10 protein-coding genes and 1 riboswitch are annotated in these 15322 nt (G+C 43.8%); all 10 genes read right to left on the bottom strand.

Annotated elements, in window-relative coordinates; genetic code table 11:
• Positions 1-547: 547 nt before the first annotated feature.
• Positions 548-1822, bottom strand: coding sequence for a GTPase HflX (gene hflX, locus IFO66_RS21410; RefSeq protein ID WP_192027072.1), 1275 nt, complete (start codon positions 1820-1822; stop codon positions 548-550).
• Positions 1823-2584: 762 nt separating this feature from the next.
• The gene (locus tag IFO66_RS21405) at positions 2585-4363 is read right to left on the bottom strand and encodes an adenine deaminase C-terminal domain-containing protein (protein WP_192027071.1); all 1779 of its coding nucleotides are present in this window, start codon (positions 4361-4363) and stop codon (positions 2585-2587) included.
• Between the two features lie 397 nt (positions 4364-4760).
• Positions 4761-5870, bottom strand: coding sequence for an ATP-binding cassette domain-containing protein (locus tag IFO66_RS21400; RefSeq protein ID WP_192027069.1), 1110 nt, complete (start codon positions 5868-5870; stop codon positions 4761-4763).
• A gap of 27 nt (positions 5871-5897) precedes the next feature.
• On the bottom strand, positions 5898-6686 hold the full coding sequence (locus IFO66_RS21395; protein WP_192027068.1) for an ABC transporter permease: 789 nt from the start codon (positions 6684-6686) through the stop codon (positions 5898-5900).
• 6 nt (positions 6687-6692) lie between these two features.
• Positions 6693-7514 carry an ABC transporter permease gene (locus tag IFO66_RS21390; RefSeq protein WP_192027067.1) on the bottom strand — a complete coding sequence of 274 codons (822 nt, stop codon included), beginning with the start codon at positions 7512-7514 and terminating at the stop codon, positions 6693-6695.
• Between the two features lie 184 nt (positions 7515-7698).
• Positions 7699-8739: a nucleoside hydrolase gene (locus IFO66_RS21385; protein WP_225445965.1), complete on the bottom strand. Its 1041-nt coding sequence runs from the start codon at positions 8737-8739 to the stop codon at positions 7699-7701.
• A gap of 150 nt (positions 8740-8889) precedes the next feature.
• Positions 8890-9930, bottom strand: coding sequence for an ABC transporter substrate-binding protein (locus tag IFO66_RS21380; RefSeq protein WP_192027066.1), 1041 nt, complete (start codon positions 9928-9930; stop codon positions 8890-8892).
• A 141-nt stretch (positions 9931-10071) separates the two neighbouring features.
• Entirely contained in the window at positions 10072-11481 is a 1410-nt protein-coding gene (locus IFO66_RS21375) for an NCS2 family permease (RefSeq protein WP_192027065.1), read from the bottom strand.
• A gap of 308 nt (positions 11482-11789) precedes the next feature.
• A riboswitch (purine riboswitch) is annotated at positions 11790-11890 on the bottom strand.
• A 251-nt stretch (positions 11891-12141) separates the two neighbouring features.
• Complete coding sequence (gene guaA, locus IFO66_RS21370) at positions 12142-13683, bottom strand: glutamine-hydrolyzing GMP synthase (RefSeq protein ID WP_192027064.1); 1542 nt, start codon at positions 13681-13683, stop codon at positions 12142-12144.
• 818 nt (positions 13684-14501) lie between these two features.
• Positions 14502-15278: a Cof-type HAD-IIB family hydrolase gene (locus tag IFO66_RS21365; protein WP_192027063.1), complete on the bottom strand. Its 777-nt coding sequence runs from the start codon at positions 15276-15278 to the stop codon at positions 14502-14504.
• Positions 15279-15322 lie beyond the last annotated feature (44 nt).

The following is a 15322-nucleotide window of genomic DNA, read 5'->3' as shown; positions in this document are numbered from 1 at the left end:
CTGAGCCAGGATCAAACTCTCCATAAAAGTGTTTGACTTGCTCATTTGTAATGCTGACGAAATTCATTGCTGAATTTCTTATATCAAACGTTTCACTCGTTGTTCAGTTTTCAAAGAACAATTTCGCTCAGATCACTCATCTTATCGACTCGTTTTCTTTCGCTCTCGTTCGCCGCGTTTCTCAGCAGCAACTCTTATAATATATCATGTTGTTTATTTCGAGTCAAGCTTTTTTAAAAAATTTTTTTGAAGTTTAGTTTCGAACTTAACTTCAGCTTGTTTCTATTAGGCTTGTCTCAACCGCACCTCTCAGTGGCGGAATATAAATATATCACGCTCCCAACAGAAAGGCAACATCTTTTATTAAACCAGATTATTACATTTTGTATAAAAGTAATGAAATAGCCGCATCAGCTAGAGTGTGTTCGCGAGCATTCGAGATACATCTCTTATTCTGCAACATCACCTCTACACTAGAGCGGCCATAATCACTTACCTATTTTCCTTCAATAGATACATTATGCTTTTCAACTATAATGGACCTTATTTATTCACTAACAATAAAGTCCTGAAACTTATTGTAATCACTTTGTCTGCATTCCAACGTCAGTTTCGTACCTTCCTCTTCATAACTTGTCTCGATGACAGTAGCATTTTGATTCAAGTAAGATACCGCGCTGCCCTGATCATAAGGGATAAGCATTTCACAACGTACGTAGTCTTTGAATACATTTTGGCGTATCGCTCGAATTAACTCTTCAACACCCAGCTTCTTTTTCGCAGACATATAGATGTTGCTTTCACTTGTGCTTGGCGTATCTCCTTCATGAAGATCGATTTTATTGTAAGCATAGATCATTGGAAGATCTTCAATACCGATCGCTTGCAGGGTTTCATTAGTAATACGGATATGCTGCTCGTACTCAGGATTGGAGAAATCAACAACATGGATGAGCAAATCCGCTTCTTTTACTTCTTCTAATGTAGAACGGAAAGCCTTCACTAGATGATGCGGCAGCTTGCTTACGAATCCAACTGTGTCCGTCAACAAAAATGACTTATTGTCCTCAAGCTCAATATTGCGGACAGAGGTTTCGAGCGTTGCAAATAGCATATCTTTTTCAAATACAAACTTATCTTTCGTTTCCGTGAATAGTTCCACCATCGTATTCATAACCGTAGATTTACCGGCATTCGTATAACCGACAAGCGCCACAACCGGAACTTCGCTCTTTCTACGCTTTTTGCGCTGCGTCTGACGGTGAGCAACCAACACTTCTAGCTCTTTACTTAAAATACTGATCTTTTCTTCAATTCTACGACGGTCCAGCTCCAGCTTCTTCTCACCAGCACCTTTGTTCTTTGTGCCTACTCCGCCGCCTTGGCGTCCAAGCGACTCACGCAAACCAACCAATCGAGGAAGCATATATTGCAGTTGAGCTACTTCGACTTGAAGCTGTGCTTCTCTCGTCCGCGCACGTTCACCGAAAATATCTAAAATAAGAATCGTTCTATCGATGACTTTACAGTCCAGATCTGCTTCCAGGTTACGAATTTGGGATGGAGACAATTCATCATTGAAAATGACGAGATTTCCATCTTGTTGTTCCATGAGAGCCCGCACTTCTTCTAGCTTACCTGTTCCAATATAATGAGACGTATTTACTCGGCTTAAATTTTGAATGATGCTGCCTACAATTTCGACATTACATGCCGCTGCTAAGTTAGCGAGTTCTTCCATGGAATATTCAAAATCCGCTTGGTGGTTCAGGTTCACACCGACGATCACTGCTTTTTGCTGCTGTTCTATAAGTTCTTTCATATAATCATCTCCCGTTACTTTCAATATAAGTAGCTGTACAAAAGCCATTACTTTTTGAATAACCACAATTATGGAGTAGTTCAAAACAAGCTTTCCCAACTACTCACGCTTTATGAGCAAATAAAAAACACAGGCATATGCCTGTGATCGGAGTAAACGGAATATATACGACAACGCAGACAAGCTCCCCTGTCTCACACTCTGATCATGAGTGGACAGCAAGAAATCGCCTAGCGAAGACGCTGGTCTTCTAGGGAGAACATACGAGTCTCATTGTATATGGTTCACACGCACACACAATAGATCCACTTCACCATACATGAATTCTTCATAGTAATCTATAAAGACATGCAGGCAAGAGGCGGTATGCTCAACACCAGATATTCAATCTATAGTTAAGGGTATAGAAAAAGAGAGTGCATTCGTCCCCACCCTCTTCTTGCGTTAAAGCGATTAGGGTTCCTTAAAAATAGGCAGACCAATCCCGATTACTCTGCATCTAGGCAGAGCCATTGAGCACTATTCAGTTAGTGTCACAAACGTTCAATCGAGTTCTTCCAAATTGGAAGCCTGCCTTGTTAATCATCAGGAACCCTCCGTTCTCTAAAAGTTAAACTTATATTAGCATACCAAGATACGGAAGAGCAAGTGCACTGTTCCATTCCTATTATATGCGCCAGGAAATAAGCACGTGATTAATGATAGGTGGCTTTGGCTAAAGGTCAATGAAACTTGAGCCATTACACCTCATCGTGACGCTTACTACGATTCGACGAGCAAGGGTACAATCGTGCCGGCATGCACATCGATCAGTCCCAAGTCAGTCAGCTTCAAGGCCGGGCTGACCGGCAGCGAATGCGTGCTGATGGACATGATCGGATTGTAGTGTTCGTAGCCGAGCGATTCCATCGCCTCGCGAAGGCGTTTGACCGCTGGGCCGAACGTTTCGAGCGGCTCCTCGGAAAGGATGCCGCCAACCGGCAGCGGTACATGGGCCAAGACGTGGCCATCCGCCACGACGCAGAAGCCACCTTGGTCGGCGATAACGGTGTTGGCCGCAAGCACCATGTCTGCGGCATTATGTCCGACGACAAGCAAATTGTGATTGTCGTGCGAATAAGTCGTCGCGATAGCGCCGCGCTTAATGGTGCTACCTGTAATCAAACCATAGGCGCGATTGCCATTGCGACCGTAGCGCTCAAATGTAGCGACGAGTCCCAGCCCTTCAGCCCACTCCCATTGCAGCACACTATCTTGCACTTCAACTTCGCGATGCAGTTCCTTCGTTGTTGTCGTCCCGTTGGACACTTCCATAACACGGCACTTATGAACGCCATTAGACAGATGCTTAGCCTGAACTCCAGACACATCATCGGCAACATCACCATCACCGCCACTAGCTCCAGCTACAACTACTGTGAAATCATCCTCCAGCAAAGGAGATAGCTGTACACTTTGATAGAAGTGTGTTGGGAATTGACCTTCTACCCGCTTCTGCTTATTGGGTTGGTTCGCATCATATACACAGCAACCGCGTTTATAGACTGCATCAATCTGGAATGTGTTCAAATCAGACAACAGGACAAAGTCCGCTAACTTGTTCGGTGCAACTGTCCCACGATCATGAAGGCGCATACGCTGTGCGGGCGTATATGTCGTACAGTAAATAGCTCGCTCTGGACTCATTCCCATCGCTATCGCTTTACGAACGAGATGATTCAAATGCCCATCCTGCACGAACGAATCCGCCATCACATCATCCGTCACGAAGCAGAACAAATCTGCGACATCTTCTTCTATAAGAATGCGCATAATGTCTGGTCGCATTGCCTTCTCTTGAATTTCTACAAACATACCGTTCCTCATTCGATCAAGCATGCTATCAACTTCTTGCTCCGTATGGTCCGAATCAACCCCTGCAAACATAAAACGCGCCAGCTCTAAATCAACAAGCTTCTTCGGCGTATGCCCTTCGATTACGAGATGAGGATAGTGCGTCCGAACATGTGTTAAAATTTGATTCGTCTTACAATCTGGATCACGCAGCACATCTACGGAATTCATAATTTCACCTAGGCAGACAACACGTTCATCCTGCAAGAGTTTATCGATATCCGCAATCTCTATGGAACCACCTGTCGTTTCCAACGGTGTTGCTGGAACTGAGCTAGGAATGGCATAGAGAATATCAGCTGCGCATTCTTCACTCGCTCGAATCATTTCCTGTACCCCTTCAAGACCAAATACATTAGCCATCTCATGTGGTTCGGACACAACTGTCGTCACTCCATTTTGAATAATGCCATGAGAAAATGTTGCCGGGGTAATCATTGAGCTTTCAATGTGTAAATGAATATCAATGAGTCCGGGAATTAGATGCCGTCCATTGCCTGCTACAACTTCTTGCGCCGCGAATGTCTCTTCTCCTCGAGCACCTACATACAAAAAGCGTCCATCCAGCACAGCAACATTGCCTGCAATAAATTGCTTCATATATACATTGAATATGTGCACATCTGTAATCAACAAATCAATCTTTATTCGTTCCGACATCTTCTACGCTGCCTCCTGTTCACATGCATGAATCTTTGGACTAAACGCCTTTGAGAGTCTTCGAAAATCTATTAACTGAATGTTCTACAAAACTACAATTGAGTATAAAGGGATTCTATTTAGAAGTAATTTGATACAATCTCTCGAACTTAAGCTAAGAAAAAAGGGAAGAGCAAGCTCTCCCCTCGGTCTTCTGCGAGATTATTGCAGGAATGTAGCCCCAACAAAGCAGAATCATCCATTTTGAACTAATATGGATGCACATTTGCATCCTTTTCTCATGTAGCGCCACTATGGACCATAAAAGAATGCAATATTGCAGGTTTTTCATGATCGTCAATCTAAATCGTACATAATAATCGAGTGGTTCAACTAGTTATTAGGTCTATACCTTAGTACGAACAAGTACAACCTTCTCTTTCGGTAGTATGAGCTGAACAGCTGCATTCGTTTCGAACGGCGCTTCCATTTCACGATTTACCGTAAAGGTGCCTAGGGCAGTCTCTACTTCATATTGATAACTGCGACCTAAGAAGGTACTTACCTTAACACGACCGGCAACCACATTCCAACCCGTTTCAAGTTCCGCCGCCGTCAATCCACCAAGCCCGTTCGATAGCTCACTTTGTAAAGCAATCAGCAGATCATCTGGACGAATCGCTGCTTTCATTTGCTCTACTATCGGATGTCCCGAACGATGAACAAGACTGAGCTTCAACCCTTGCGGGCAATCTGCTGTCACTTGCTCCCCATTGACCTTCAGCCCATTAACATCAATAAAGTTATGGAAGCCGATAAAACGAGCAACAAACTCAGTCGTCGGATATTTATAAATTACAGCCGGCGCATCCAACTGCTCAATGACCCCTTGATTCATAATGGCGACTTTATCAGAGATCGAGAAGCATTCTTCTTGATCGTGTGAGACATATACCGTCGTTATGCCTAACTCTTTCTGGATACGGCGAATCTCTACGCGCATATTCACACGAAGATTCGCATCCAAGTTGCTGAGCGGTTCATCGAACAACAACAGGTCTGGTTGAATAACCAAAGCTCGCGCAATCGCAACACGTTGACGTTGTCCACCGGACAGTTCACCAGGGAAGCGCTTCTCGAAGCCTTCCAAGCTAACGACCTTCAACATATCCGTTACACGTTTAGCAATATCGTCCTTGCTCACCTTGCGCAGACGCAAGCCATAAGCGACATTATCGAATACGGTCATGTGCGGGAACAATGCATAGCTTTGAAATACAAATCCAAAGTTGCGCTTGTTCACCGGCACACGCGTGTAGTCTTTGCCTTCGAACATAAAGCGTCCGTCCTTCGCTTCCAGGAATCCTGCAATGAGACGCAGCGTCGTCGTCTTTCCGCACCCAGATGGACCGAGCAGCGAGATCAACTCGCCTTTTTCGATATGAAGATTGAAGTTTTTTAGAATGAGATTTTTTTCATAAGCAACTGAAATATCATTAAGCGATAACAATTCCACGTCCGTAGTCCCTCCGATGTTGAGCCGTTATTTGTTCGTAAAATAAGACAATCCCATCAAGCGCTCGATCATGACCATTAACAATCCTGTCAGCACCATGAGCAGTACCGATATCGCCGCTATCGTCGGGTCGAAATAATTTTCGACGTAAGTCAGCATCTGAATTGGCAAGGTACTCACACCCGGACCCGTCATAAATACGGAAATGTCCACGTTATTGAACGATTCCAAGAAAGCGAGCAGCACACCTGCAATTAGACCTGAGCGAATGTTCGGCAGCACGACCGTGAAAAACGTCTTCAAGCGGCTCGCGCCTAAGCTCATGGCTGCTTCCTCTACCGCGTAATCAAAGTTCGAAAGACTTGAACCGATGACGCGAATAATAAACGGTAGCATTAGCACAATATGTCCGATTAGCAAGCTTGTATAAATAGGAAGATTAAACTGTACGACCAAAAATTTCAGCATCGTGAAGCCCATGACTACACCCGGAATTAATATCGGGGAAATAAAGATCGAATTCAGAAACTCTTTACCACGAAATTGACCGCGGCTTAATGCATATGCTGCCGGAACCCCTAATAAGAGAGCGATTAAGTTACCAAGCAGGGCAACGCCCATCGTTACTTTGAACGTCTCCATAAACATGTCGACTTCGAAAATATTTTTATACCATTTCAGCGAGAACCCCTCTGGCGGAAACTTCAACACAGAGCTGTCTCCAAATGATGTTCCGATAATAATGACGAGCGGTCCGAGCAAAAAGATAAAGACGAGCGTCGTAAACAGAGCGAGACCGCGATGTTTGTCCTTCATGTTGCGCTACCCCTTCGGATTCAATTTGCGGGCAAGACGATTCATGAGCCCAATAATGATAAACGTTATCACGATCATAACGGTCGCTATAACCGAAGCCATGTACCAATCGTTTAGCGTCATCGCATTTTGATAAAGGAATGTCGCGATCACACGCTGCTTGCCGCCCAACAACTGCGGTGTCGTATATGCCGTCAAACTTCCTACAAATACGAGAATGCTGCCTACAATAAGGCCCGGTACACACAAAGGAACGATAATGCTCATGAAGCCTTTCCAACGCGAAGCTCCGAGTGATTCAGACGCTTGCAGCAGGTCGCCATCAATATTCTCCATTACACCAACGAGCGAAATAATCATTAATGGAAGGAACAAATGAATCATTCCTATCATCATCGCTGTCGGCGTGTACAAAATTTTGAGTGGATCATCGATAAGACCGATGCCAAGCAGGAACTGATTCACTAAGCCATTTTTCCCAAGGATAACCATCCAACTGAATGAACGCACAATCGCACTTGTTAAGAGTGGGAACAGTGCCAACATCAATAAGATGCCTTTCGTTCTCGCTTTCGTTTTCGAGATATAGTAAGCTGTCGGGAATCCTAGCAAAATACAAACAAGCGTCGTCACGAAGCTCACTTGCAAGGTTGTCCCAAGAATCTTCAGCATGTAGGGATCGCTGAGCAGCTTCACGTATCCATCAACCGTAAACTCGCCTTCATGATAGAAGGTGGAGCCAATCGTCATAAAGATTGGAATAATCATAAAGATTGTCAAAAATAACAGTCCTGGCAGTAGTAAGAGCCAGAGGTGTACTTTCTTCATCGCTGCTTATCTCCCATTTGCTATCATAGTAAGTTGCTTAAGATGACTTCTACCTCTTCTAATTCTTCTAACCTCATATCTCTTTCATATCGATATATTCTCTGTTCTATTCTTCTATTTTGTTATTCTATTATTAGTCGTGAACAATCGTTTCGAACAAAGCTTCACTGCGTTTCGATCTTCACTATCTCTTTAGTACATGTAAGAAACGCTCAATAAATGCTTCTTGGTTAAGGTCCATGCAGACATGCACGTTAGCTTCCTTGTTCCAGCGCCCTTGGAAATCCGCCACTGTCTGTCCATCACACAAGTTGCTGTTCACTTCCACATCAACATACAAATGCTCGGTAGTTGCTACAGTACGATCAATTGCTACAGCTACTGCAAATGGATCATGCATCGCGCAAGCAGGATGCCCGTAACGCTTCGCGTACATGTCCATATAATCGCGAGTACAGTCATACACCAGTGGAGCTAGCGGAGCATCGCCCATCGATTCAATATGCTCTCGAGTCAACAGCGCTCGCCGCGTTACATCAAGTCCAACCATCGTAATATTGAAGCCAGCTTGCAGAACGTTGCGTGCCGCTTCAGGATCAACGTAGATGTTGTACTCTGCCGTAGGTGTAACGTTACCGAATGAGGTAACAACGCCTCCCATGAAAATAACTTCCTTCACGAGCGTTGGCAGCTCAGGACATGCACGCAGTGCCAATGCTAGATTGGTCAACGGCCCTGTCATAATGAGCGTAATTTCGCCTGGACGTTCCTTAATCATTTCTACCATAATAAGTGCAGCCTGCTTCGAAGCACGCATTGGCGGCAGTTCTAGATCAGCCAACGCACCACCAATACCGTCATTACCATGCACGCGATGTTCGAAATATTGAGGGCGACGCAATGGACGATCCGCTCCCGGAATAACGGGAATGTTCGCAATGCTTTCTGCTTCTTCATCGCGCCCCTTCTGCTTCGCTTCCTCCGCTAGTACATGAAGCACTTTCCGCGTATTTAACGTCGCTTGAGATAGTGATACGTTGCCATTCACAGTCGTGATGCCGAGCATATCGAATGCTCCGCTTTTTACTGCCAACATAATCGCAAGCGCATCATCCACACCTGTATCTACATCAAGGAAAATCGGTGTACGCGGCTGTAAACTTCCTGTTTTAACAGCTCCTGTTGCGATTTCCTCTGCTCGTGTTTCCGTCATTTGTTCGTTCATTTTGTTTCGCCTCCTATGTCGTATCTCTATCGACAACTTTCGCTGCCATTCGACCATGCACGGTCGCGATGATTATACATGGAAAAGAGGCTCGTGACCAATGAATTGAAAATATTTACACTTTGTTCACTCTAGTACATACACCGATTGCTACTCTAATTCACGATTCCAACGATCAATCCAAGATGCCATCTGCTCGTTGACCATTTTCAAATCAAGTGTCTTCAAATTCTCAACAACTTCTGCCCCATATGTCATTCCAAATGCTTGCTCTTCAGTAAGCTTTACATTTTTATTAGAAGGAGCATCGACTTTATCGAGCGCATTTGCTTTTTGAACTTCCTCACTCATATGCCAATTGATGAACTTTTCAGCTAGCTCTTTATTTTTAGATCCCTTTACAACATTGACCGTGTTCAATAATGCATATGCGCCCTCTTTCGGTGTAATGAACGCTGCACTTGGCACAGCCTCCTTCGCACTACCGAAGAACGTATCCTGCATTGGAGCAATAATAACTTCACCCTGCGCAAACATATTAGACAAGTCCGCTGACTTCGAATAATACTTCACAACACCTGGGTTAATTTCTTTTAGTGCTTTGAACGCCGCATCTGCATTCATATCTGTGCTGCCTGCATGCTTGGACGCCATATCCATCAACATCGGCCCACTCGTAATCGTAATGTTCGGCAGTGCAATCTTGTTCTGGAATTCTGGCTTCCACATATCACTCCATGATTCTACTTTCATTTTCACTTCTTCCATGTTTATTACTAAACCTAACTGCGCTACAGTGTGTGCCGGTCCCCAGTCCTCACCAAGAGGTGCTTGGGCAATGTTGTACAGTTGATCAATATTCGGAATATTCTTACGATCGATCTTCTCAAAAAGTCCCTCTTCAATTCCTTGCATTGCATAGTAATCAGACAAATAAATGAGGTCTACTTTGGAGCTACCTTGACGAATTTTATTTAAACGGTCGGTGTTATTCCCCGTTTCCACAACGATTTTGACGTTATGTTCCTTCTCAAATGGCTCGTACACATTTTTCTTCATTACATCTTCTGAGAAGCCCCATGTCGAAATGACTAGCTCAGTCGGCTTATTCGCCGCAGAATCATTCGAACAAGCCATCAACATCGTGCTTAGCGCAAGTACAAGTACAAGAATAGAAGCGATTTTTTTCATAAGTAGAACCCCTCCTGGATGTAGTAAAATTTGTTAACGATATCATACATACGGAATGATAGATTATGTTATCGGTATCACACTAGAGAAAAAAGTGAGATTGCAGCTTTAGACCTAAAGTTGCAATCTCGCTTCCCGTTCTTAGTGACCACCTTGCATAAATACGTAACGCGCTAGTACGAGAACAAACAATACCCACATCAACCAGTGAATCTTGTATTTTTGCTCTCCTCTACCCGAAACGTTGGCAACGAATGCAAGCAGCACATAGGATAAAATACCGAACGAAATACCATTTGCAATGCTGTATGTGAAAGGCATAAACGTAACTGTCAAAAAGGCCGGAATACCAATAACCAAGTCTTTGAAGTTAATTTCATTTACAGACTGCATCATAAGTACACCGACAACGATCAATGCAGCAGCTGTAGCAGAACTCGGAATAATCGCAATTGCTGGTGCCAAGAACAAGGCTAGCAAGAAGCATACACCCGTAGATACTGCTGTTAAACCTGTACGTCCACCCTCAGCGATACCAGCCGAACTTTCTACATAAGCCGTTACCGTTGACGTGCCCAACATCGCACCACCACTTACTGCGATGGAATCTACGAACATCGCTTTACCGACACGTTTCTTTCCTTCTACTGGATTTTTCATAAAACCAGCACGGTTTGCTGTTCCAATCAAAGTTCCGAATGTATCGAACAATTCTACGAATGTGAATGTCAAAATGATAGACACGATACCTACACCCATAATGCCAGCGAAATCAAACTGGAACATTTGCAACTCTGCTAAGTTAGGAATCCATGGCGTCTGCGAAGTATCTGACAGACTGCTAAGGTTCACCTCACCCATGAAAATACCAACTACCGTTGTACCTAATATTCCGAAGAGAATAGCACCCGGTACACGAAGCACCATAAGAATCGAAATGAGAGCCAAACCAATTATCGTAAGTAGCACTGGACCCGATGTGAATTGACCAAGTCCGAATACTGTTTCAAATCCTAATACAGGAGTGAATGTTCCTGCCGGAATATCTTTCACCGATTCAACGGACACCGTTAGCAATCCGCTATTTTTCAAACCTACTATTGCAATAAATAATCCAATACCAACTGTAATTGCATGTTTCAAACCATCTGGTACTGCATCAATTAACATCTGTCTAATTTGCGTAATCGTTAATAAGAAGAAGATAATTCCCGAAATAAATACGGCGGTTAGCGCCATCTGCCACGTTACAGGTTGTCCCGTCGATGCGGTCGACACTACGATAGTAGCAAAGTAAGCGTTCAGGCCCATACCAGGTGCTACTGCTACTGGGAAGTTAACGAAAATACCCATCGCAATCGTAAATACTCCTGCAGCGATCGCTGTTGCCAAGAAGACTGGGTACCATTCCATACCTGTCTTACCGAATGCCGTTAAAATGTTTGGATTGACGACGAGTATATAAGCCATCGTCATAAACGTCGTAATACCTGCCATAATCTCGGTTCTAACCGTTGAGCCGTGCTCCTTGATCTTGAAGAAGCGTTCCATCCGAGTTACATCCTCCCCATAATACCCCTGTTTTGTGTACTGTCCCTCTTGTAATGCTCCCCTGACAAACAAAAAAGAACTTGAGATGAAGCTCTCAAGTTCTGACTACGCAACAGATACACTTATCCACTCCCATGCTGCGCAAATATATGAAAAACATACATTTGTGTGCACCCTGTACATGTATATATAGCTAGCACGCATGTACAGACAATTCGCCTATTCAAAATTGCAGGAATAGACAAAGGAGACAAAGAGTAAGGTGAGGTGAACTAACGCTGCATCCACATCATGTGAACCTGCATGACGCGTACACCTGTATCTTTCGTAGCCAGATCATTTACGGTAATCTTGTAGAAACTTCCGGGCCAATTCCCGAAATTATACGAAAAAACGATATGAAATTATCTACTCCTATTGTACGAGCGACTACGATTTATGTCAACGCAAAATCCGAACATTATCAAAATTTAAAATGTTTACGTTCGTGTTTTAGATTCACTTATCCGTTAAACTGACAAGTTTCTACACTTTTTCATCGCTTAAATATCTATGAATGGAATGCTGATAAGCCGTCCACATTCCGTGACATTTCTACAAAAAGACAAAAAAACCGCCGAATACCTACATAGGCATCCAGCGGTTCTATTGTTGTTATTCCTATTCCCACTCAATCGTTGCAGGTGGCTTGGACGTTACATCGTACACGATACGGTTGACGTTCTCAACTTCGTTAACGATACGTACGGAGATCTTCTCAAGAATATCCCACGGAATACGTGCCCAGTCAGCCGTCATACCGTCAATGGATGTTACTGCACGAATACCTACTGTGTAGGAATACGTACGGGAGTCACCCATAACGCCGACGCTCTTCATGTCAGGCAACGCCGTGAAGTACTGCCAAATCTCGTTATCAAGACCTGCTTTTGCGATTTCCTCACGAAGGATCGCATCAGATTCACGAACGATTACCAGCTTGTCCTCTGTTACTTCGCCCAATACGCGGATCGCAAGACCCGGACCTGGGAACGGCTGACGCCATACGATTTCACGAGGAAGACCAAGCTCTTCGCCCACTTTACGAACTTCGTCTTTGAAGAGTGCGTTAAGAGGCTCGATAAGTTGGAACTTCATGTCCTCTGGCAATCCACCTACGTTATGGTGAGACTTGATTGTCTCAGCAGTAGCTGTACCGCTCTCTACGATATCCGTGTACAACGTACCTTGTGCCAAGAAGTCGAATTCGCCAAGTTTCGCAGACTCTTCATCGAAACAGTAAATAAACTCGTTACCGATAATTTTACGTTTTTGTTCAGGGTCAGAAACGCCTGCCAATTTGCTCATAAAGCGTTCACGAGCGTCAATTTTGATAACATTCATATCAAACTTGCCTGTGAATGTCTCCATAACGCCTTCAGCTTCGCCTTTACGCAGCAAATTATGATCGATGAACATACAAGTAAGCTGATCGCCGATAGCACGGTGAATCAACGCAGCAACTACAGAGGAATCTACACCGCCGCTCAATGCGCAAAGTACTTTACGGTCGCCAACTGTATCACGGATTTCGCGGATTTTGTCCTCTACGAACGTTTCCATGCTCCAGTTGCCTTCACATTGACATACTTCGTATAAGAAGTTGCGGATCATTTCATTTCCGTACACAGAGTGACGCACTTCAGGATGGAATTGAACAGCATAGAAATTTTTCTCAGGATGACTCATCGCTGCGATTGGCGCATGCTCTGTGCTTGCGTCAACACGGAAACCTGTTGGCGTTTCCACAACGAGATCACTGTGGCTCATCCAAACTGTTTGGTTAGACTCCAAACCTTTAACAAGCGCGCTGTCCGGTTGGAACACGACATCTGCTTTACCATATTCGCGCTTCCCTGCACGCTGTACTTTACCTTCAAGCTGATGAGACATCAGTTGCATGCCGTAGCAAATCCCCATAATAGGAAGACCCAAGTCATAAATAGCCGTATCAACAACTGGGGAATTTTCTAAGTAAACGCTCGCCGGACCACCGGAGAATACGATACCTTTCGGATTCAATTCCTTGATTTTTTCTACTGGAGTGTTAAACGGCATCAACTCGCTATATACGCCTAGATCGCGGATACGACGAGCGATAAGTTGGTTGTACTGACCACCGAAGTCAAGAACGATAATCATCTCTTGTGGCTTGCTGCTCATTCATGTGCCCCCTCAAAAATAATGTTTACTATTATAATAAAATGCCGGTACCAGCGTCAATTGTTTGTCCTGTGACGCGATATGTTTCCAGTAGTTACTATGCCATAACTTACCCGTTCGCATTCCCTGCATTATGTTGATGGTACTCTTTCTTCCTTCATTCGTCAAAGATAAATGTCCTGTTGAAAAATGACAGATATACCTTTTCCATAAACAAGAAAATTCAATCATGAATGGAACCATCACATATTCAGTTAAAATTAGTTGAATGAGGAATTACGCAATCAAACATTACGAGGTTATCGATAACACCAAAAACTGCGACTGTACAAAATGACTATATCTTTCAAGCATACAAAAAATGATGACGTCAACTTCATTCTAACCTGTTGAATTACTACATGAATCATAGCACAATTTGTACACTCCAAAAAGACAATTATTATAATTGTCCATGCAAAGGTGGACATCAAACAGCCAATCAACAATGGTTCATACCCATTACAAAGCATACAATATATAGTGAAAAATTTTCACCAGCAACTATATATGCTAATCCCCCTTTGAAGAGTGTGTATATTCTTTTAAAAAAAGGTGTCCACTTTTGGAAGGACACTTTTCGTCATTTTCCTTCTTAAGAGGACACTCAGTATTGATTTAAAATGTAGCATGTAGAATAAAAAAGAAGAATATCCATCAATGTTTAGATTTAGATTTAGATTCAGACCCGGTCTATATGCTCATCGATAAAATGAAATGCGATAGGATGGTCGCCAACGCAACGCCCTATGCCATGCGCCATGCCACACTTCCTACGCCTACGCTTCGATAAGTTGTAAATCGATTAGCCCTTTGCGGATACCATCCTCATGGGCAGCTGCCGTAAGGCGATGCGCCACCTGCTTTACTTCATCCTTCGCATTCCCCATTGCAACGCCCGCTCCTACGAACTGAAGCATCTCCAAATCATTCAATCCATCACCGAAGGCAGCGGCTTGCTCAGGTTGTAATCCTGCTACTTGCAAATAGGCTGCGATGCCTGAGGCTTTCGAGCAGCCCTCATTCTGAATATCAACAGCTAGCGGATGCCAACGAATGAAGCGCAGCTGCGGGAATTCCTCTACATAGTCGCTCATTTCCCCTTCTTCACAAAATAACAATCCTTGATATACAGCATGCTCATGGTAGTATTCTGGCATGACTAAAGGGATCTCAATGCCGAATTCCGTAAACGAATCCGTTACTCGCTCATTAGCAAGTGATACTGCGGTATTATCGGTTCCAACCATACCAAGTGCATGTCCTCTTGCACCAGTAGAACGGCTTATTTTATCCAACATTTCAGCAGAGACTGGGTCATCAATAATAATGTCCCCATTTCGAACGACGTAACTTCCGTTCATGCTAACGTACGAATGAATATTCAGTTCTTCTCTTATCCATTTGAAAGCATATGGGGTCCGTCCCGTTGCGATAACCGTCTCTACTCCCTGTTGCTGTAAGCGCGCAATGCTTTCTTTGGCCGATTGTGGAATACTTCCTTCCGAATTCAACAGCGTTCCATCTATATCAAAAAATACAACTTTATACATCATTTATTCCTCCTTTATCTAACGACCACGAGCCAAGAGAAAAACAA

Source organism: Paenibacillus arenosi (genome assembly GCF_014841135.1).
In the GTDB taxonomy this organism is placed as follows: Bacteria; Bacillota; Bacilli; order Paenibacillales; family Paenibacillaceae; genus Paenibacillus_B; species Paenibacillus_B arenosi.
The sequence above is the reverse complement of the archived record's forward strand: the minus strand, read 5'-3'. Positions and strand labels throughout refer to the sequence as shown.